Raw genomic sequence first — 20,710 nt, forward strand, 5'->3', positions numbered from 1 at the left:
TTATTAAAATTAAATACGTTCAATTCCGCTATCGGTCAGTTTGATTTTTCCTTCCTTTAACAGCCGGCCGATGGCTCGTTTGAAGGCGGCTTTGCTGATTTTGAATTCACGCTTGATAATCTCCGGAGAGGTTTTATCGTGGAATGGCAGGAAACCGCCTTCTTTTTGTAACCTCTCGTAAATAAGTTCAGCGTCTTTGCCCATTTGCACTTTTGTCTTTTCCTGTAAACTTAAGGTCAATTTTCCTTCTTCGGTAACTTCTTTGATGCGTGCCCTCACGACATCGCCGATGTGAAGTTCTCTTGTCATTTCGTTGTGTGGAATTAAAGCGGAATACTGATTGTCCACAGCAACAAATGCACCAAAAGAATCCAAAATTTCATAAATCAAACCTTCTACGTGATCCCCTTTCTGGTAAGGGCTGTCACAGGAAAGATAGTCATACACCTTCATAGTTGCACATAAACGGCTGCTTTTGTCGATGTATAAAGCGACTAACACGCGTTCACCCAAGTGAACTTTTTTTGTCTGCTCCTTAAAAGGAAGCAGCAAATCTTTGGCAAGTCCCCAGTCTAAGAAAGCACCAATGCCGGTTACGTCTTTGACTTCCAAAACCGCAGTTTCACCGAGTGAAAGATATGGTCTTTGTGTGGTAGCAATTAAGCGATCCTCGGAATCTTTGTACAAAAACACCTCGTAAAAATCGCCTTTTTCGGTCCCTTTTTTTACCTGGTTATTCGGGAGCAGTACTTCCAAATCTTTTTCTTCAAAAGAGCGAAGCATCACACCGAATTTTGTGATTTTTGAAACATACAATCTGGCAAATTTGCCAAGAACTTTTGATTCGTTCATATTATTCTCCATTCTTTGTCGGGGTAAATTCGCTGAGGAAATAAGGATTTTCCTCTTTGTCCGTAAAGACTACATAAAATTTGCCATTTTCACTGGCTGTGCGAATGTACATGGTGTCTCCCATTTTGGCAGCCAGACGAAATTCGGCACGGAATTCGGAAACTTCAAAATCAATTGGCAGAACATTCACAGCCAGACGAATATACTGTCCGTTGTTTACATGGTGGTTTGTGTCAAGATAATTCTGGCACACATCGACTTCTTCGACAAGTGTCAAGTTTTCCGGACATTTTACCTTTCTGGAAGAATATTCCATGTCGTAAGCAGGTTCTGTCGGATAGGCGGCCTTTTCACTGTCATCAATTTTTGTTGGCTGACCGGTAGACGGGTCAAAATAAAACCATCTTGAATCGGCGTAGGCAAGAACCTCTTTGTCCGGCGTTTCCATTAAAAAATTACGGCATCCGAAAATGCCTTTAAACTGATACGGCCATGTGTGTACTGTGAAACGCTCTCCCATAACCGGGCGGCGTTTGAATACAACATGCCATGCGCTTACTAACCAAGCGCGGTTTTTCTTTAATAAATCTAAGGCAGAATGTCCGACGTCCTCGCTGTGAAACAGGCAGCAGTCCTGCATTGCATTTACGGTATCGGAGACACCGAGCAGTCCGTCCTTATCAATTCTGCTGTAAGATACTCTATCATGATAGGAATACATGCGATTTCCTCCCTTCGTTCAAACAGTTTCATTATACTACCCTTACCCGAAAAAAACTAGTGAATTTTTTTTGAAAATGTGGTAATATCAGCTATGAAAACAATGAATAGAAAGGTTGTGTTTTTATATGAAGAAAATTATTTCAACAGATAAGGCACCGGCAGCAATTGGTCCTTATTCTCAGGCAGTAGAGGTAAATGGTCTTGTATTTACATCAGGTGTGATCCCGATTATTCCGGAGACCGGTGAATTGGTTGAAGGCGGTATTGAAAAACAGGCGGAGCAGGCAATCGGTAATCTGAAGGCGCTGATTGAAGCAAGTGGTGCAAAAATTGAGGACACGATTAAAACAGTTGTATTCATTAAAGATATGAATGATTTTGCCAAGGTAAATGAAATTTATTCCCGCTTTTTTACGGGAGACTGCCCGGCACGTTCCTGCGTGGAAGTGGCAAGACTGCCAAAAGATGTTCTGATTGAGATTGAGGCGATTGTTGCGAAATAAATAGTCGAATCCTGTAGAATAAATGTAAAATTAATTTTCTCGGTAAAATTGTGGTAAAAATTAGTAGAAACAATGAGTTTACAAAGGTTGACAGATGCGGACAGAGTTGTTATACTGAAACAAGTATTTAACAAATTTGTAACATTTAGAATGCCGGATGAGTTTGAGGCCGGCAGATGAGTGACAATGGAGGGAAGAAAAGTATGCAACACACAAGGCTTGTGAAATGTGCGTTGGGGGCAGGACTTGTTTTATCCTTTGGAATATTTGGCAAGTATATGGTTTCATCTTCAACTACGATGGGTTCTGAGACGGAACTTGCCGGTATGGCTTATATGTTAGACCAATACTGTACGATTCAGGTTGGTGCAACACAGTCAAATCCGGAAGCAATTGTAGCGTTTGAGGATATGCCGGGTAACACCAATAATGGGACAAGCGCAGTAAGTGGTTCTGCTGTCTCGAATGCAACACCGGAGCCGACGAAAGAAGCGACAGCGACGGCGACACCAAAACCGGAATCGGAATATGCCAATGTTGGTATTTCCATTGCGGCGGATTATGTAAATATTCGTAAGAAACCAAATACGGATGCGGAAATCGTTGGTAAATTGTACCGTGGAAGTGCGGCTACGATTGCTAAGACGGAAGGTGACTGGGTTTATATTAAGTCCGGTTCGGTTTCCGGTTATATTATGAAAGATTATCTGGCAATTGGCTACAGTGCAGAAAAACTGGTAGACCAGTTTGGTACGAAGTGGGCGACCGTTACCACGGAGACGCTTCGTGTCCGCGAGAAAGAAAGTGAATCGAGTAAGATTCTTGACCTTTTGGCCGGCGATGAAAGTTATGAAGTGCTTAAACATGAATCCGGCTGGGTAAAGGTTCGTGTCGATGGTGATACAACCGGTTATGTCAGAGATGATTATGTAAAAATCTCAGTTCAGTTTGAAAAGGCTGTATCGATTGAGGAAGAACGCGAAGAAGAGAGAAGAAAAGCGGCAGCAGAGGCAGCGGCGGCAGAGAGTGAACGTCCGGCGAAGTCTTCATCGAATTCAGGAAATAGTTCGTCAAGCAGCAGTTCGTCAAGCAGCAGTTCTTCAAGCAGCTCAAGTCATAAATCGTCATCAAGCTCAGGAAAGAGTTCTTCGAATGGTGGCGGTGGAAGTCATAAATCAAGCAGTGCATCCTCCAGTAATGGCGGCGGTGGTGCAAAAGGAAGTTCCGGCGGCTCCAGTAACGGTTCCGGTGGTGCAGGTGGAAACAGCAGCTCCGGTGGCTCCAGCAATGGTTCCGGTGGTGCAAGCGGTGGTTCCTCATCGTCCGATGGCGGCAGCACATTGGGAAGCGGTGACGGTTCTGCAATTGCTTCTTACGCTTTGAAATTTGTTGGAAACCCATATGTATATGGCGGTTCCAGTTTGACTCATGGTACGGACTGTTCCGGATTTACCATGTCAGTATTTAAGAAATTTGGTATCAGTTTGCCACGTACTTCCGGCGCACAGTCGGGAGTGGGTAAGAAAATCAGCCCATCCAGCGCAAGAGCCGGTGACTTGATTTTCTATGCAAGTGGTGGACATGTCAACCACGTTGCACTTTGCATCGGCGGCGGCAGGGTTGTACACGCAAGTAACCCACGTACCGGAATCAAGACAAGTAATATGTATTATCGTAAACCATATTGTGCGAGACGAGTTCTTGGTTAAATCTAAGAAGTCATACAACTCGAAAACGAACGCCTGTACGCAGACAATTGTAGTCATGTGTGCAGGCGTTATTTATCAACAATTAAAACGACGAAATTGCGATATTTGTTAGTTGTGAACAAAGTTATAAACATTGTCAACAATTTAAGTAGACTTATGTAGCATGTTTTTGACTATAAGACAAGTTAATTAATTGTATGACAACTTGATGGCACAAGGTTAAAATGTTTATCTGATTTATGGATTTTTATGTTGCCGAACAGAGGTTTTTGTTGTATAATATGATTACGAGATGAGCCAATGGACATCTTGAAACTTATGGGCAAAGGAGCTGATTAGTATGAACTTAGTAATAAGTGGAAAAAACATTGACATAACGGAAGGATTGCGTGCAGCAGTTGAGGAGAAGATTGGAAAACTCGAGCGGTATTTCAATGATTCAACAGAAGTTCATGTTACATTGAGCACAGAGAAGAATCGTCAGAAAATTGAAGTTACGGTACCGATGAAAGGAACCATTATCCGTGCAGAAGAAACAAGCACCGATATGTATGTATCGATTGATTTGGTGGAAGAAGTTATCGAACGCCAGCTTCGTAAATATAAGAACAAGCTGATTCAGAAAGAGCAGAACGTAGCACAGTTTAGCAAAGGATTTGTTGATGAGGACACATATGATGAAGAAGAAATTTCTATCATCCGTTCTAAAAAATTTGCGATGAAGCCGATGGATCCGGAAGAAGCCTGTGTACAGATGGAACTTCTCGGACACACGTTCTTCGTTTTCCGCAACTCGGAAACCGACGAAGTAAATGTTGTTTATAAGAGAAAAGACAATACATACGGTTTGATTGAGCCGGAATTCTAAATGAAAAATAATAATCACCCCCGGTGGTAAGCGGGATATTTGCTTCGCAAATATAGCTTCCCCCGGGGGTGATTTTATTTTTCGCGAAAAAGGAAGAGAAGAAACGGGAAAAGGGAAGAATCTCTTTCTAAAAATGTATTTTTCTATTCTTTTCGGGTTTTAATTTTATTTGTTGTCAGATTTTTGCTTAAAGTTGCTCAAGATTCCAGTAATTTAGAAGAACTGCTTTGTGGATTGTGGGTTTTGAGTACGTCGGTATGTGGCACTGGTAGTTTCAGTGCCCATACCGTTACGCACTCAACAAGCGAAAGCGCCCACAAGACGCAAAGCATTTCTTCTAAATTACGGAAACTGAAAAAATTAAGCGAACATCTGTCACAAACAAAGACAAACCCTGAAAAGAAATAGAAAAGGTTGCATTCTCCCCCGACTAATGATAAAATACCATATTGAGACAGTAACGTCTCTTGTTAGGATGTATGGCATGTAGCAGCGAGAAAATGCTAAAAAAATAATTGGAGAGTGACAAAATGGGATTATTTAGTAAGGTTATAGGAACACATAGTGAACGTGAAGTGAAACGTGTGATTCCGATTGTTGACAAAATTGAATCACTTGAACCAGAAATGGAGAAGTTATCTGATGAAGAACTTCGTGGCAAAACGGCGGAGTTTAAGAAACGTTTAGCAGATAAAGAAACTTTGGATGACATTTTACCGGAAGCGTATGCGGTTGTACGTGAGGCTTCTAAGAGAACCATCGGACTGAGACATTTTCGTGTACAGTTGATTGGTGGTGTCATTTTACATCAGGGACGTATTACCGAGATGCGTACCGGTGAAGGTAAAACGCTCGTATCTACTCTCCCGGCTTATCTGAATGCGCTCGAAGGAAAAGGTGTTCATATCGTAACAGTAAACGACTATCTGGCAAAGCGTGATGCAGAGTGGATGGGGCAGATTCATGAATTTCTTGGTTTGACAGTCGGTGTTATTTTGAACAGCATGGACAATGACGAGAGAAGAGAAGCATATAACTGTGATATTACATATGCGACAAATAACGAACTGGGATTTGATTACCTGCGTGACAACATGGTTATTTACAAAGAGCAGTTAGTACAGCGTGATTTACACTATGCCATTGTCGATGAGGTTGACTCGGTATTGATTGACGAGGCGAGAACACCACTTATTATTTCCGGTTCCAGCGGAAAATCGACAAAGATTTACGAGGCGTGTGATAACTTAGTGCGCCAGTTGAAAAAAGGTACTGAAAAAGAATTGTCCAAGATGGACATTATCATGAAAGAAGATAATAACGAAACCGGTGACTATGTTGCAAACGAAAAGGAAAAGACAGTAAATCTTACCGAGCAGGGTATCAAAAAGGTAGAGCGTTTCTTCCATTTGGAAAACTTAGCCGACCCGGAAAACTTAGAGATTCAGCACTGCGTAAACTTATCACTTCGTGCACATGCGTTGATGCATCTTGATAAGGATTATGTGGTAAAAGATGACCAGGTACTTATCGTAGACGAATTTACCGGACGTATCATGCCGGGAAGACGTTATTCGGACGGTTTACATCAGGCAATTGAAGCAAAAGAGCATGTAAAAGTGAAGAGAGAGAGTAAAACTCTTGCCACAATTACATTCCAGAACTTCTTTAACAAATATGATAAGAAATGTGGTATGACCGGTACCGCTCTCACAGAGGAAAAAGAGTTCCGTGAGATTTACGGCATGGACGTTGTTGAAGTGCCGACAAACTTGCCGGTAAAACGTATTGACCACAACGATTCCGTATATAAAACAAAACGCGAGAAATTGAATGCAATTGTTGAAGATATTGTGGCAAGTCATGAAAAAGGACAGCCGGTACTTGTTGGTACGATTACGATTGACGCTTCGGAAGAATTGTCACAGTTGTTGAAAAAACGTGGAATTCCACATAAAGTATTGAATGCAAAGTTCCATGAACTTGAGGCAGAGATTATCGCAGATGCCGGTCAGATTGGAGCAGTTACGATTGCGACAAACATGGCTGGACGTGGTACAGATATTAAACTGGGCGAGGGCGTAACCGAACTTGGCGGTTTGAAAATTATTGGTACAGAACGTCATGAATCCCGCCGAATTGATAATCAGCTGCGTGGTCGTGCCGGACGTCAGGGAGACCCTGGTGAATCGAAATTCTACATTTCGCTGGAAGATGATTTGATGCGTTTGTTCGGTTCCCAGAATCTGATGCAGATGTTTAATTCGCTTGGTATGCCGGAAGGCGAGCAGATTCAGCACAAGATGCTGAATAAAGCGATTGAGCGTGCACAGAAGAAGATTGAGAGCAACAACTATGGAATCCGTAAAAATCTGTTGGAATATGACCAGATTAATAACGAGCAGCGTGAGATTATTTATGCAGAGCGCCGCAAGGTGCTCGATGGCGATGACATGCGTGATACTATTATCAGCATGATTGATGAACTGGTTGAAAAATATGTCAATATGGTAATTGGCGATGACCAGGGACCTTCCGAGTGGAATTTGAAGGAGTTGAATGAAATTCTCATTCCGATGATTCCGGTTAAACCGGTTACCGGAGAGGGTTGCGGTTCAAAACAGGAATTGATTCAGAATTTGAAAGAAGAGGCTCTTCGTCTGTATGAGACAAAAGAAGCAGAATTTCCGGAGCCGGAGCAGATTCGTGAGATTGAGCGTGTCGTTATTTTAAAAGTAACGGATAGCCGCTGGATGGATCACATAGACGATATGGATCAGCTTCGTCAGGGAATCGGACTTCAGGCATTTGGACAGAGAGACCCGGTTGTCGAGTATCGTTTACAGGGCTATGATATGTTCAACGATATGACGGAGTCCATTCGTGAAGAGACGGTTAAGATGCTGATGCATGTCCGCATTGAGCAGAAGGTTGAGCGTGAGCAGGTTGCTGAAGTGACAGGAACCAATAAAGATGATTCGGCAAATGCACCGATTGTCCGTAAATCGGAAAAAATCAGCCGAAATGCACCGTGCCCATGTGGTTCCGGGAAAAAATACAAATATTGCTGTGGCAGATAAGCAGTGAATGACTGCGTTTGCATAAAAAAATTAAGGTGGTGATTTTGTGGTTGAATTGGATAACATCCGAATCGAACTGAGCAGTTTTGAAAAACCACTTCTGGAAGTAAGGGATTCACTTTAACTTAGCAGAGAAAAAGTTAAGGATTGAAGAACTTGAGAGAAATATGGAAGCACCTGACTTTTGGGACGATGCCGAGAAGGCAAGTGCGGATATGAAGGAATTAAAGGACTTAAAGAGTATTGTTGAACGTGCCGATGCACTCAGCATGGCGTATGACGATATTATGACGCTGATTGAGATGGGGAATGAAGAGGCGGATGAGTCACTGGTTCCGGAAGTTGAAAATGAGTTTGTGCAATTCCAGAAGGAATTTGAAGATTTACGAATTACAACGATGCTTACCGGTGAGCATGATGCCGAGAATGCGATTCTTACCCTGCATGCAGGAGCCGGTGGCACAGAGAGCTGCGATTGGGCAAGTATGTTGTGCCGTATGTATGAGAAATGGGCAGACAAACGCGGCTTTACCGTAGAAGTTTTAGACTCACTGGATGGTGATGAGGCAGGACTGAAATCCGTCACATTGGAAATTCAAGGAGATAATGCTTATGGTTATTTAAAGAGTGAGCACGGCGTTCATCGTCTGGTGCGTATCTCACCGTTTAATGCGGCGGGAAAACGACAGACTTCGTTTGTGTCGTGTGACGTCATGCCGGATATTAAGCAGGATATTGATATTGAAATCGCAGATGATGATATCCGAATTGACACGTACCGTTCGAGCGGTGCCGGTGGACAGCATATCAACAAAACGTCATCGGCAATCCGAATTACCCATTTTCCAACGGGTATTGTGGTACAATGTCAGAATGAGCGTTCACAGCATATGAATAAGGATAAAGCGATGCAGATGCTCAAAGCGAAACTTTTGATTTTGCGTGAACAGGAAAATCTTGCAAAAGAATCCGATATCCGTGGTGAAGTCAAAGAAATTGGCTGGGGCAGTCAGATTCGCTCTTATGTTATGCAGCCGTACACGATGGTAAAAGACCATCGGACCAATGCAGAGACCGGAAATGTTTCTGCGGTATTAGATGGTGATATTGACATGTTTATGAATGCCTATTTGAAATGGATTAACAGTTAGAAGGGGATAAGGTATGAAAGAAGTCGTTACATTTTTTTTGAGTGGCAAAGAATACGGAGCAGATGTTTCCGAGATACAGGGAATTGAAAATTACGTGGAATACGCAAAGGAGCCCGGGCTTTCCGATGGCTTTTTAGGCATTGTTTCAATCCGTGATGAGTGGGTTCCTTTGCTAAATCTGAAAAAGAAACTGGTTCTGCCGCCGGTGCCCGTAACAGGGGAGACCAAGTATCTGGTGTTTCAGCTGCCGCAGGGGAAAGCAGCCGTTTTAGTGGATGGTGTTTCGAATATTATTCAGGCGGATGGCGATGAAATACAGGATTTCCCGGCACTTGTGCACACGAAAAAGACGGCGTATGCCGACTTTGTGGTAAACCACAAGGGACGGTTGATTCTTAGTATTAATCCGGGAAGCCTTCTCACAAAAGAAGAATGGCAGGAAGTTGATAAAGTGCTGAAAAGCAAAAGTGAAGAGTCTAACGAAGAGTAAGACTTTTGATTTGGAAATGGAGGAAAAAATGATTCGAATTGCAGTGTTAGGTTATGGAACGGTTGGTTCCGGTGTTGTTAAGGTGATTCAGACAAATGCAAAAATTATTGCAAAGAGAGCCGGACAGGAAGTGGAAGTGAAATATGTATTAGATCTTCGTGATTTCCCGGACGACCCGATTCAGTCCAAAGTAGTACATGATTTTAATGTTATCTTAGAAGACCCGGAAGTGGACATTGTTGTAGAGACCATGGGCGGAACGAAACCGGCTTATGAATTTGTGAAAAAATCTCTGTTAGCCGGAAAAAGTGTATGTACATCCAACAAAGAACTGGTGGCTGCTTATGGAGCAGAACTTGTGCATATCGCAAAGAGCAAGACGGTAAACTTCTTGTTTGAGGCGAGTGTCGGCGGTGGTATTCCGATTATCAGACCGTTAAACCAGAGTCTGACTGCTGACCGAATCGAGCAGATTAATGGTATTTTAAATGGAACGACAAACTATATCCTTACGAAGATGGCGCAGGAAGGTTCTGATTTTGCCGACGTTTTGAAAGAGGCACAGGAACTTGGCTATGCAGAAAAAGACCCGACCGCAGATGTGGAAGGATATGATGCCTGCCGTAAGATTGCGATTTTGACTTCTTTAGCATACGGACAGCAGGTGGATTACGAGGATATTTATACCGAAGGAATTACCAAAATTACGGCAGAAGATTTCAAATATGCAAAAGCCCTTGGCGCTGCTATTAAAATCTTTGGCACAAGCCGTAAAGAAGGAAATAAATTGTATGCAATGGTTGCACCACAGATGATTCAGGCAGACAATCCACTGTACGCAGTGAATGATGTATTTAATGCAATCTGTGTGACGGGGAACATGCTTGGTGATGTTATGTTTTATGGTAAAGGTGCCGGAAAAGAGGCAACAGCAAGTGCGGTTGTATCGGATGTGGTAGACGCAGTAAAACATATGAATGTCAATGTGATGACAATCTGGGAAGATGAAAAACAGGAAGTTGCTCCAATGGATGAAATGAAAAACCGTTTCTTCGTCCGCATCGGTACAAGTGAAAAAGCCAAAGCAGAAGATTTGTTTGAAGAAGTTACACCGGTAGATGGTGGAATTGCAGATGAATTTGGCTTTTTGACAGGAACCATGACAGAAAAAGAATTTAACGAAACTATTTCTCAGTTTGATACATTTATTACGAGAATTCGTGTTGGATTCTAGCAAAAGAGAGACTCACTGAGAAGGAGGAAACTATGGTATCAACAGGACAAATGATGGGCTATGTGATGGCAATTTTGCTGCCACTGATTGCCGTTTTGATTCCTTTTTATATCTTATGGAAACAGTCCAGTAAAGTGGAGCGTGGAATGCTCGGAGCCATTGGTTACGGAATCATGGGATATTTCTGGCAGGAAATTATCTACAGCTTCTTGGGGCTCCTTGCACTTACAAAAATGCGGGATGTTTTGAATGCGACCGGTGGAAATGCGGTTGTAGTTGCGTTTGTTGAAGCACTTGCGGGCAGTGTTTTTGTTGCAGCAGGATTGTACTGGGGTGTTTATTTGACAAACACCAAGCAGCGTTCCTTGTACCGCTCAACAACGGTAGGACTTGGCTTTGGTCTTGGAGCCGCACTTCTTACTTATGGATTCCAGCTTTATTATGCGATACGGATTAACGTAGGAGCATTTACCGGAACGGATATGGCAAAAGCGAGTATTTTATCGACATCTACCGCATCGTTATATTTGGACGCCATCCGCAACATTTTAGTGGTACTTGTTTACATGGGCGTTGCCTTTTTGGTTGGAAAGAATTACTTGGAAAAGAAGAGACTTGCCGCATGGCTTACGCCAATCATTGTGTATGTATTTATCCGATTCACTGACGTGATTTTAAATACTTATGCACCGGCACTTGTCGCTAAGATTGTGTATATGGTTGTACTCGCATTCGTTGCCGCCGTATCTGTGTGGATGGTAAGAAACTGGTATCAATCAGAGAAACAAGTAAAAAGTTGAGATTTAAAATTAGCGAAATAATAACTATTCAGGACTTCTCCACCTATCAAGTTGAGATTTAAAATTAGCTAAATAATAAAAAAATTTAAAAAGAAGAAACGACAAATCAGCGAGAAATATAATTCGCATTGCGAATTCCCGATTTCGAGTCGATTTGTCGTTTCTTCTTTTTTGTATATTTTGCTATTATTTTGTAATGTTTCCTATGACGCTCAAAATCTGGTCCGGCTCAAAAGGCTTTTGAACAAATTCGTTTGCGCCTAATTTAATGGCATCCACCATTTTGCTTTTCTGTCCGGCAGCAGTAACCATTACTGCGTGTGCATTTTCATCATAAGCAATGATTTTCTCCAATGCACCAAGACCGTCCAAAACCGGCATCGTGATATCCAGTGTTACAATATCCGGTTTCAATTCAATATACTTTTCAAATCCAATCTGACCATTCTCTGCTTCCCCGATGACTTCGTGTCCATTCTCGACGAGAATGTTGCGAAGCATACGACGCGACGTACGGGAATCGTCAACAATCAATATTTTTGCCATAGTTCCAATCTCCTTTATCTAGCCTAATTTTACAATAAGGTCTGAATGTTTGCCGTCAATGTAAACCGGCAATACATAGAACTCGCCTTCTCCATCAATGGATGAATCAAATTTAAATTCCGGCGGCTGCATATCGATGGTTGTATCCTGATAACTTAATTCAGTAGCATACAGTCCGTTGACACAGTTTGTAAATTCACAAACCGAATCCAAAGCGTCTTCATCAACCGTATCAAAAGTTTCTTTTGCGTAACCGTCGGCAAGCGCTAAAATGCTGTCATCATTACAGGTGAAACCAAGAAAACCATCATAATCACCGGTTGTATGCTGGTAAGCAATATACTTTGCACTGTGAGAGGTGACAAACTGTCCCTTCTCGATGCGTATGTAAGAACTTACAAAACGTACAATGTTTCTTAATGTAAGACCAATCAACGACTGGTAACGAGAATCTTTCGCATCAACAAATGCAGGAATCATACCTTCGATATTACCATCCTGAATTGCTTTTAAAATTTCATCGGAGAAACCATTCTCCTTTTGGAATGTATCAAGAGCTGTCTCGATTTCATCACGGTTCATAATACCGTTTTCTTCCAGCCCCTGAATGAAAATCAGGTACGGATTTCCCTGGCGACCAAGCAGATAATTTACATCTGCTTCCGTTAAGTAACCCTTCTCCACAGCCAAATCACCAAAACGTTTGTCTGTCTGCATTTGCAAATAATTCAATTCATTCGCTTGATTGCGAGTTAATAACCCCTCGTTCTCTGCAATTAACCCCAGTTTGACGCGATTGTCTTTAATGTATTTCATGCAGGAGGAAAATTGCTCAGCGGTGATTTTCTGGTTATCTAATAAATATTGACCAAAAAACTGACTAAACATAAAAATCTCCTTTCAATTGTTGTAAAATTATTATACAATAGAACGCAGAAAAGTTCAATGAAGAAATGTAGAGAAAGGAAGTGTTTGTCGTATGGCAGGTTCAGTATGGGGAGAAGTGTTTCGCGTGTCGACATGGGGAGAATCTCATGGCGAGGGAGTAGGAGTTGTTGTCGATGGTGCGCCGGCTGGCATTTCCCTTTCCGAGGAAGATATACAAAAATGTCTCGACAGAAGAAAACCGGGCGAGACGAAATATTCGACGCCCCGCAAAGAAGGCGATAAAGTAAAAATTATGTCCGGTGTATTTGAAGGAAAGACAACCGGAACACCGATTTCCATGGTTGTCGTGAACACCTCGCAGAAATCCGGTGATTACTCCAACATTGCAAATGTATTTCGTCCGGGTCATGCGGATTTTACATTTGATGCCAAATACGGATTCCGCGATTACCGAGGCGGTGGACGTTCCTCCGGACGAGAGACCATTGGACGTGTGGCAGCCGGTGCCATTGCCATGAAAATTTTAAGTGAGCTTGGAATCACTGTAACTGCTTACACAAAGCAGATTGGACCATTTGTATGCGAGGAAGAAAAGATGTCTTTGGAGAACATTGAAAAGAGTCCGCTGCGCATGCCGGATTTGGAAAAGTCTTCTCTTGCTGAAGATTATCTGGCAGAAAAAATGGAGGCGCATGATTCCGTTGGTGGTATGATTGAATGTGTAATCAGCGGCATGCCGGCAGGAATCGGAGAGCCGGTTTTTGGCAAGTTGGATGCTATGCTGTCCGCAGCGATTTTCTCCATTGGTGCGGTAAAAGGTGTTGAAATCGGCGCCGGTTTTGCCGTTGCTGATAAATGTGGTTCCGAAAATAATGACGGTTTCTATATGGGAGCGGACGGCAGGGTGAAAAAACATACGAATTTTGCCGGCGGAATTTTAGGCGGCATGAGCGACGGGGATGATATTGTACTCCGCGCCGCATTCAAGCCAACGCCTTCGATTTTCCAGCCACAGGAAACTGTAAACCGCGACGGCGAAAACGTAGAAATCGAGATTAAAGGCCGACATGACCCGGTGATTATGCCTCGTGCGGTTGTTGTGGTGGAATCCATGGCAGCCATTACGCTTGTTGATAGACTTTTCGTCGGAATGACCGCACGCATGGATAAGATTCGTGAATTTTATAAAGGCGAATAAGTGGAATTTGGGGATGGGATGACTGCTATTTCAAAAGACGTAAAATAAGTCAACGATATTTGCGAGAAAGTTGACCTAAAAACAAGTTTTTGTCAAATAAGTCATCCCAATCATACATCATGGTTGACTGGTTTTTCAATATTATGGATTCAAGTCAACGAAAAAGGGCGAAAAGGTTGACCTAGTTGAGAAAAAGCTTAAAAGCAGTCAACGAAGACAGCGAAAAAGGTTGACTGCTAGAGCGAATTTTGAATTTTCAGTCAATTGCCTAGTGGATTTGAGGTGAAATATTTCAAGAAATAGGAGGCGGGTATGAATGAGTGAGATAAAATGGGTTTTTTTAGATGTTGGTTCAACACTGGTTGATGAATCGGATGTTTATGAAAGCAGATGCAGTTACGTGATAAGTGCGAAGGGCTTGGAACGTGATGAATTTATGGAAAAAGTGCATCAGGCGGCAAAAGTAAGTCCTAAACCGATAAAACAGGCGGCACAGGCTTACGGAGTCACTTTGCCGGAATGGGACAGTAGTTTAGAAAAGATTTATTTAGGAACAGAAGATGTGCTAAAAGCTTTATCAGGCAAATATAAATTGGGCATTATTGCAAATCAATTAGCGGGGACAAAAAAGAGATTACATAATTGGGGAGTTTTGCATTATTTTGATGTTGTCACAGCTTCCGCAGAAGCGGGGTATGAAAAGCCGGATTTGAGAATCTTTAGGTTGGCGCTTGAGCAGGCTGGCTGTAATCCACAAAATACAATAATGGTCGGAGACAGACTTGAAAATGATATTGTTCCGGCAAGGCAGCTCGGTATGAAAACGATTTGGGTACGTCAGGGATTTGCAAAGTATCAGAGCGTTGAAAAAGAATGCGAAAAACCAGATTATATCATAGAGAATATAGGTGAAATTGTGAAAGTGCTTATGGGTAGGACATAGTAAAATATGGCTTATTGAAGGAATGGAAGGCGTCAACTATACTGACCCGTGGAAGAGAATTTTGATAAAACGAGGACTGGCTACCATAATGGGCTTGGTCATCGGAGATGCCCTGGGGGTTCCGGTGGAGTTTGCGTCTCGTGACGAATTGAAAGAAAATCCGGTAACGGACATGATAGGATATGGAACACATAATCAGCCGGCCGGTACATGGTCAGATGATTCCAGTATGGCAGTTGCAACGATGGAGTGGCTGGGAGAGATAGAAACACAACAGCCGGATTACAAACGGTTGATGGACAAATTTAGTAATTGGATTTTATATGGTGATTACACACCGTATCAGGAAAATTTTGATTGTGGTATCTCTACCTGCAAAGCAATTATGAATTATGGCAGAGGAACAGAACCTCTTTTGTGTGGAGAAAAGGGAGAGTTTGATAATGGAAATGGCTCGCTGATGCGGATACTTCCGGCAGCACTTTATTATGGGATGGACGCTCTTCCAAAGGATTGGCTGGCAGTTATTCCGAAAAAAGAGTGGATTATGGAGCTTGCAGAAAAAATGTAATTTTTCGACAAAATTATGCAAAAACATTACCAGTAGTTCCTGAAAATGGAGCTACTGTTCCTTTTCAAATAAACTTTTCTCTATTATAATAAAAAAATGAACGAATAAATAGAGAGGAGAGTTTAATTATGAAAATAACAGAAAGAAAATGCAAACAAATTGTTGGCGGAGCGGCCGCGGCGGCACTGCTGCTATCGGGAGTGCATTTACCGGGGGCGGCATGGAAAGAGGTAAAAGCGGATACCGTATCAGTCAATGCGAAGATTACCAAGGAGCTAATCAATAAAAGAAACCGGTTCCTTAAGCAGTTTGCATTATCCGATGGAAGTTTTACGGCAGTTGCATATTCGATGCCGGTTCACTATAAAAAGAAAGGTGTCTGGAAAGAAATTAATACGACACTTGTGAAATCAGGAAAGAAACAATATAAAACAAAATCTACAGATTTATCGATTAAAGTGTCCAAAAAGGCGAATAAAAAGTCAATGATTTCCTTGAAACGAGGATCTGCTTGTTTATCCTGGTCATTGAATGGGAAAAAGATGAAAGCGGTGAATGTAAAAATCAGCAATCCCAAGAAAACCAAACAAACTGATGTGTTAAATCAAAATGTGATTTCTTATCCAAAAGTGTTAAAAAACACAAGCATCACCTATAACATTTTCCCGGAACGTGTGCAGGAAGTTATTACGGTGTCGAAAAAGCAGAAGGCAAAGAAGTGGACGTTCAAGATCAATGCAGGAAAAATGAAAATCAAGGGTAAAGGAAATCAGGTATATTTCAAAACGAAAAAGGGCAAGAAAAAATACCAGCGTCTGCATACAATTGTGACCGATGCGAACGGAGTTTCTACTTCTAAAGTAAAAGTGAAATATAACAAGAAGAAAAAGACACTTACCGTGACCCCATCAAAGAAATGGTGGAACAGTAAAAAGAGAAAATTCCCGATGGAGATGCGAACCAGTTATCTGACGGATAAACACAGCAGAAATGTAAAAGTAGGAGCAGCCTACAGCGGAGCACCAAACGGAACATTTACCTATGATAAATCACTGCTTTTACAGGCAAATAAATGTATTGGATTTGTTCAGATGTCAGCGATAGCGGATTTGAAAAAGCCGAATGCACAGATACGAAGTGCAGCGTTACATATCAAAAATAAAAAGACATTAAAAATGGGAGCAGGAAAAACATTTGATATTTCTGTGCACAAAGTAAAAGATAAATGGTCTGCGAAAAAGCTGACGTTCAACAACCGTCCGGCTTATGAGGCAGAGGCAGCAGCCAAGACCGGCATCCAGAAAAAAGGAAGTTATTCACTGGATGTGACGGCGATTGTGAAAGGATGGCATCAGGGGGAGAATAATTATGGTGCCAGTCTGGTTGCAGAAAATACAAATCGCACATATCAGGCGGAATTAGACAGAAATCCGTATTTTACCGTGAATTATGAAGTGGTAGGATTTGATGGAGCTGTTCAGTTAAAAGAAAATGAGCCAATTACCAGAGACATTATCAAAGAAGGTCAGGAAAACTATTTCTACTTTGACACGAAACTGGGCATTGCGTATGAGGTATATACCGATTCTGCCATGGATACGCAGGCAACCATGTATGATGAGAGTAAAGAGCGGGTTGGCTATGCGGATAATACCGGAACGAACAAAAACTTTTCCTTTGTGGGCAGTTACAACAAAAGACGTTACATAAAGGTTAGTACAAAAAACAAAGCAACCGGCAGTTATACGCTGCATTTGAAAAAACGTTTTGCCATTCCGGAAGTGACAGGGATAAAAGGACAGGACAGTTATACACTGACATGGCAGCCGGTCGAGCATGCCAAAGAGTATGTTGTCTGTATTTACGATGGAAACAGAAAAATTGGAGAAACGATTGTGACCGGCACATGTTATGAGTATCTGTATACAAATGATACCGTTGGAAAGACACTTGGATTTACCGTTACGGCAAGAGAAAATAAAACGCTGACCGGAGAAGCCTCACGTATGGTTTACAACACGGCAAGCCAGTCGGAATGGGTCTATCAGACACCGATGGAGAAATCACGTAAAAATGCATCGGTTGTAACAGCAGGTGAGAAATTATATGTACTTGGCGGTGAGAATGAAACCGGCTCACTTTCCTCCTTTGCTGCATTTGATACGGAAAAGAAAACATGGGAGAGTTTGCCGGATTATCCGGGAAATGTCTCCGGTATCTGCAAGGCAGCCATGATTGCAGACAGCAAAGATATTTACGTAATCGGTGGACAGACAAGCACAAAGCCAGATGCGAAAGCATTGAAAAATGTCTATGTATATCATACGGAGAGTAAGCAGTGGCAGAAAAAAGCAGATATGAAAGAGGGAAGAACGAATCTTTCCACAGCCGTTTGCGACAAGAAAGTATATGCTTTTTCAAAAGCAGGAGCTACAGACCGGGTGGATGTTTATGATATGAATACAGATACATGGGAAACAACCGTTATGCCGGGAACCAGTACGATTCTTGGAGCGGCAGCCGTAGATAATCGTGTGTTTGTTTTGAAAGAGAAAGAATCAAGTTTATTTTTTGAAGAGTATCTGCCGGAAGAAAATACATGGGAAGAGCCGGGGGCGGTGTGTCCGTATACGGTTTCTGACCGTTTTGCGGCACCGGTAGTGATTCGCGGTAAAATTTATCTGGTAAAAGAAAGTGAGACAAAAGACGTTTATGTATACGACGCTTATCTGGATGAGTGGAGCGAAGTATCTGCCATGAATCTGAAGAAACAGGAGTCTGTTTTAGCGGCCTGTGGCAATGAGCTTTACAGCATTGGTGGTGAAATGACAGGCTTTGGTGTACTGGATGTGGTTGAACAGTACACCGTCAAAGTGCAGACGACCAAAAAACAGATGGAAGTCAGACAGGGCAGTCATTATGAATTGCAAATCAACGCCGGAAACTTAAAAAAAGGACAAAGTAAAGTCGTTACGATTTCCGTAAATCCAAAGGAACTGGAGATTCAAAACGCATCTTCTTTTGCTGAGGAAGATGATTTAAAAGAAGGCGCGGAGGGCGTTACGCTGTTAAAATACCAGCCGAAAAAAGGTGTAATGGTCTGGAAATTAACCGGAAGTCTGGAGCGTGGTGAATCTTGTGAAACGTATCAGTCCATTCCGGTAGAGGCAAAAAAAGATGGTAAGACGGAAATTGCTTATACCATGACAGAGCAGTCATAAGAGACAGGGAGGGAGAAAACAATGAAACAAAAGCAATGTGGGAAAAAGATAATATTTGTGGCGGCTGCAGTAATTTTATGCGTTTTCGCCGGATTATTTTTACTGCAGAGGAAAGAGCCTTCTACAAAGGGGCAGGGGGATAAGCTTTACCGGTCCCTTTCCAAAGATGACCGACAGGTGGCAGACGTATATGCCACCTTGTATGAAACCGACAAAGAAGAAGTAGCCAGAATACAGAAGAAGACAAAAGACTGGGAAAAGACAAACAAACAGCTGGAAAAACAGTTTTTTACAATCGATGAAAATATAAAGTATGAGATGCAGAAAGAAGGCTACCGCTTAGAAGATTTGGAAAAAGCAGAAAAACTGTCGGTACAGACCGGAAAAAAAGCGATGGAGTTGATTCGGGCAAAAGGAAAAGCCTCGGACAATCGGAAGTGGTCCAATGTAGTAAAGAAAGAGGAGCTGCAGGCGGCAGAAACGACCGAGGTTCCGGAATAAAAAAGACATAACAGGAAGAAGAGGAGTTTAAATTTATGAGAGACTTAAGAGCAGTGATTCACGGAATTACAACAGCAGTTTTGTGTGGCATGGCAGTTTTCTCCTGCAGTACCATCAGCAAAGCTGCCGGAGAAACTTATCAGACAGCAGTGGAGGCAGCCTATGGAGATACTTTCCGTGGCGTCTATGAGAACTATCTTGCCGGTTCCCCGTTAGAGGCAGAGAACCCGGACGGTGTCGACACGGCAAGCGGGCGGCTCGTGCTTTCCCGTACCGACCTTTCCTTAGAAGGAACGGGCGGGATGGACTTGGAACTCAACCGCTATTATGACAGCAACGAAGCCAATCTCGGACATGCAACCGTCGAATATTTAGACAAACTCGAAATCGACACGGTATGGGTTAAATACCGGACACAGGACAAAAAAGAGCACAAAATCCTTGTCAACCGTGCCCTGTTATCCAAACATAAAAAAGCGTTAAAAGACCTCTTAGTTTCTTATGAAGTGGGTGAGGCTCACCGCAATGTAGAACAGGATGGGGAGGATGCGATTGAAACCAAAACCCAGCGGACGAAGATTGTCAGCCGGGAAGGGCATGACGTATACGGGATTGCCAGCGGATGGCGCTATGACCTTCCGTGGATTGAAACCGTAACACTGGCAGAAGAAGAGGGCTGGGGAAAAAATCCTGCTTATCTTCACTATGGAAGTGCCGGTGTGATTGGGATTGAAACGAGCGCCGATGCGGCAGCAAAAACTTACGCAATCCAAGGACTGAGTGGCTACTCTTACGAAGATTTAAAACTGGAGGATTTTAAGCAGACCGTGGATGGCATTTCCTGTACCTACCTGCTTCGTGATAAAACCGGACTTCGCACCTATTTTAACGAAGACGGTGTTGTTGTGCTGCAAAAAGACGCCCATGACAATGCCATTACCTATACATACACCGATGCCATTCATCTGGCAGCCATTACCGATTCCGTCGGACGAAAGATTGTATTCCATTACGAGGGAGACGGTGATGACAAAGTGCTGAAAACCGTCACCGTGCAGGGAAAAGAAGCGGCAGGCGGCGTAACCAAGAAAACAATTACTTATGAAACGGAAGAAAAAACATATACCCCGCATCACGGAGATGTGTTAAACGGCTTTGTGCTTACGGCGGCAACCGTCGATGGAAGCCGGGAAACCTATACCTACCGGACCGTGGAACGGCTGATGAATACCTCCGGAGCGGGAATCGCTTCCCAGCGTGTTTCCACCAACCAGAGCTATCTTCTGACAAAATGTAAGGCAAACGGCAGTGAGACCAACTATGAGTACCGTGCCTGCTCGCTGCGCGGCGAAAAAGAAGGGGGAACCGGACAGAAGAGAGATGTGGTGACGGAGCAGTTTTATGTCACCAGAGAGTATGAAAAAGACAATAA

18 protein-coding genes are annotated in these 20,710 nt (G+C 42.7%); 14 read left to right on the top strand and 4 right to left on the bottom strand.

What is annotated here, in order from left to right; genetic code table 11:
* Positions 1-9: 9 nt before the first annotated feature.
* Together DW019_RS06015 and DW019_RS06020 are read right to left on the bottom strand one after the other, a co-directional pair.
* A complete protein-coding gene (locus DW019_RS06015; protein WP_118442816.1) occupies positions 10-852 on the bottom strand; it encodes a S1-like domain-containing RNA-binding protein in 843 nt (280 codons plus the stop codon).
* Position 853: 1 nt separating this feature from the next.
* On the bottom strand, positions 854-1,573 hold the full coding sequence (locus tag DW019_RS06020; protein WP_022376387.1) for an acyl-ACP thioesterase domain-containing protein: 720 nt from the start codon (positions 1,571-1,573) through the stop codon (positions 854-856).
* Positions 1,574-1,700: 127 nt separating this feature from the next.
* On the opposite strand from DW019_RS06020, the gene DW019_RS06025 reads away from it, so the two are divergent.
* The 8 genes from DW019_RS06025 to DW019_RS06060 all read left to right on the top strand — a co-directional run bounded on the left by DW019_RS06025 (position 1,701) and on the right by DW019_RS06060 (position 11,410).
* Entirely contained in the window at positions 1,701-2,078 is a 378-nt protein-coding gene (locus tag DW019_RS06025; protein WP_022376388.1) for a RidA family protein, read from the top strand.
* Between the two features lie 176 nt (positions 2,079-2,254).
* On the top strand, positions 2,255-3,787 hold the full coding sequence (locus DW019_RS06030) for an SH3 domain-containing C40 family peptidase (protein ID WP_118442817.1): 1,533 nt from the start codon (positions 2,255-2,257) through the stop codon (positions 3,785-3,787).
* A gap of 340 nt (positions 3,788-4,127) precedes the next feature.
* Positions 4,128-4,655, top strand: a complete 528-nt coding sequence (raiA, locus tag DW019_RS06035) for a ribosome-associated translation inhibitor RaiA (RefSeq protein ID WP_022376390.1) — start codon at positions 4,128-4,130, stop codon at positions 4,653-4,655.
* Between the two features lie 530 nt (positions 4,656-5,185).
* Positions 5,186-7,735 carry a preprotein translocase subunit SecA gene (gene secA, locus DW019_RS06040; RefSeq protein ID WP_117478642.1) on the top strand — a complete coding sequence of 850 codons (2,550 nt, stop codon included), beginning with the start codon at positions 5,186-5,188 and terminating at the stop codon, positions 7,733-7,735.
* A gap of 46 nt (positions 7,736-7,781) precedes the next feature.
* A protein-coding gene (prfB, locus tag DW019_RS06045; RefSeq protein ID WP_117478641.1) for a peptide chain release factor 2 occupies positions 7,782-8,886 on the top strand; the annotation gives its coding sequence in 2 pieces (ribosomal slippage) (positions 7,782-7,856 and positions 7,858-8,886; 1,104 coding nt in all).
* Positions 8,887-8,899: 13 nt separating this feature from the next.
* Entirely contained in the window at positions 8,900-9,376 is a 477-nt protein-coding gene (locus DW019_RS06050) for a chemotaxis protein CheW (protein WP_117478640.1), read from the top strand.
* A 28-nt stretch (positions 9,377-9,404) separates the two neighbouring features.
* Complete coding sequence (locus DW019_RS06055) at positions 9,405-10,610, top strand: homoserine dehydrogenase (RefSeq protein WP_117478639.1); 1,206 nt, start codon at positions 9,405-9,407, stop codon at positions 10,608-10,610.
* A gap of 32 nt (positions 10,611-10,642) precedes the next feature.
* Positions 10,643-11,410, top strand: coding sequence for a hypothetical protein (locus DW019_RS06060; protein ID WP_117478638.1), 768 nt, complete (start codon positions 10,643-10,645; stop codon positions 11,408-11,410).
* A gap of 186 nt (positions 11,411-11,596) precedes the next feature.
* On the opposite strand, the gene DW019_RS06065 is transcribed toward DW019_RS06060, so the two are convergent.
* Together DW019_RS06065 and DW019_RS06070 are read right to left on the bottom strand one after the other, a co-directional pair.
* The gene (locus DW019_RS06065) at positions 11,597-11,956 is read right to left on the bottom strand and encodes a response regulator (protein WP_118442818.1); all 360 of its coding nucleotides are present in this window, start codon (positions 11,954-11,956) and stop codon (positions 11,597-11,599) included.
* An 18-nt stretch (positions 11,957-11,974) separates the two neighbouring features.
* Positions 11,975-12,844: a chemotaxis protein CheX gene (locus tag DW019_RS06070; protein ID WP_118442819.1), complete on the bottom strand. Its 870-nt coding sequence runs from the start codon at positions 12,842-12,844 to the stop codon at positions 11,975-11,977.
* 91 nt (positions 12,845-12,935) lie between these two features.
* Here DW019_RS06070 and aroC point away from each other — a divergent pair, with 91 nt between their 5' ends.
* The 6 genes from aroC to DW019_RS06100 all read left to right on the top strand — a co-directional run.
* Positions 12,936-14,042 carry a chorismate synthase gene (aroC, locus tag DW019_RS06075; RefSeq protein WP_118442820.1) on the top strand — a complete coding sequence of 369 codons (1,107 nt, stop codon included), beginning with the start codon at positions 12,936-12,938 and terminating at the stop codon, positions 14,040-14,042.
* 316 nt (positions 14,043-14,358) lie between these two features.
* Complete coding sequence (locus DW019_RS06080; protein ID WP_118442821.1) at positions 14,359-14,985, top strand: HAD family hydrolase; 627 nt, start codon at positions 14,359-14,361, stop codon at positions 14,983-14,985.
* A 61-nt stretch (positions 14,986-15,046) separates the two neighbouring features.
* A complete protein-coding gene (locus tag DW019_RS06085) occupies positions 15,047-15,556 on the top strand; it encodes an ADP-ribosylglycohydrolase family protein (protein ID WP_243024106.1) in 510 nt (169 codons plus the stop codon).
* 128 nt (positions 15,557-15,684) lie between these two features.
* Positions 15,685-18,777, top strand: a complete 3,093-nt coding sequence (locus tag DW019_RS06090) for a DNRLRE domain-containing protein (protein WP_118442823.1) — start codon at positions 15,685-15,687, stop codon at positions 18,775-18,777.
* A 21-nt stretch (positions 18,778-18,798) separates the two neighbouring features.
* Positions 18,799-19,278, top strand: a complete 480-nt coding sequence (locus tag DW019_RS06095) for a hypothetical protein (RefSeq protein WP_118442824.1) — start codon at positions 18,799-18,801, stop codon at positions 19,276-19,278.
* A 35-nt stretch (positions 19,279-19,313) separates the two neighbouring features.
* Positions 19,314-20,710 (top strand): DUF6531 domain-containing protein (locus tag DW019_RS06100; protein ID WP_147353010.1); only part of this gene is annotated, 1,397 nt, incomplete at its 3' end.

This window comes from Clostridium sp. AF37-5 (genome assembly GCF_003477605.1).
Taxonomy (GTDB): Bacteria; Bacillota; Clostridia; order Lachnospirales; family Lachnospiraceae; genus Eubacterium_F.

What these genes read in the sequence shown, in the direction of transcription:
- DW019_RS06015 (WP_118442816.1), bottom strand. Translation starts at nt 852, where the DNA reads ATGAACGAATCAAAAGTTCTTGGCAAATTTGCCAGATTGTATGTTTCA.
- DW019_RS06020 (WP_022376387.1), bottom strand. Translation starts at nt 1,573, where the DNA reads ATGTATTCCTATCATGATAGAGTATCTTACAGCAGAATTGATAAGGAC.
- DW019_RS06025 (WP_022376388.1), top strand. Translation starts at nt 1,701, where the DNA reads ATGAAGAAAATTATTTCAACAGATAAGGCACCGGCAGCAATTGGTCCT.
- DW019_RS06030 (WP_118442817.1), top strand. Translation starts at nt 2,255, where the DNA reads ATGAGTGACAATGGAGGGAAGAAAAGTATGCAACACACAAGGCTTGTG.
- raiA (WP_022376390.1), top strand. Translation starts at nt 4,128, where the DNA reads ATGAACTTAGTAATAAGTGGAAAAAACATTGACATAACGGAAGGATTG.
- secA (WP_117478642.1), top strand. Translation starts at nt 5,186, where the DNA reads ATGGGATTATTTAGTAAGGTTATAGGAACACATAGTGAACGTGAAGTG.
- DW019_RS06050 (WP_117478640.1), top strand. Translation starts at nt 8,900, where the DNA reads ATGAAAGAAGTCGTTACATTTTTTTTGAGTGGCAAAGAATACGGAGCA.
- DW019_RS06055 (WP_117478639.1), top strand. Translation starts at nt 9,405, where the DNA reads ATGATTCGAATTGCAGTGTTAGGTTATGGAACGGTTGGTTCCGGTGTT.
- DW019_RS06060 (WP_117478638.1), top strand. Translation starts at nt 10,643, where the DNA reads ATGGTATCAACAGGACAAATGATGGGCTATGTGATGGCAATTTTGCTG.
- DW019_RS06065 (WP_118442818.1), bottom strand. Translation starts at nt 11,956, where the DNA reads ATGGCAAAAATATTGATTGTTGACGATTCCCGTACGTCGCGTCGTATG.
- DW019_RS06070 (WP_118442819.1), bottom strand. Translation starts at nt 12,844, where the DNA reads ATGTTTAGTCAGTTTTTTGGTCAATATTTATTAGATAACCAGAAAATC.
- aroC (WP_118442820.1), top strand. Translation starts at nt 12,936, where the DNA reads ATGGCAGGTTCAGTATGGGGAGAAGTGTTTCGCGTGTCGACATGGGGA.
- DW019_RS06080 (WP_118442821.1), top strand. Translation starts at nt 14,359, where the DNA reads ATGAGTGAGATAAAATGGGTTTTTTTAGATGTTGGTTCAACACTGGTT.
- DW019_RS06090 (WP_118442823.1), top strand. Translation starts at nt 15,685, where the DNA reads ATGAAAATAACAGAAAGAAAATGCAAACAAATTGTTGGCGGAGCGGCC.
- DW019_RS06095 (WP_118442824.1), top strand. Translation starts at nt 18,799, where the DNA reads ATGAAACAAAAGCAATGTGGGAAAAAGATAATATTTGTGGCGGCTGCA.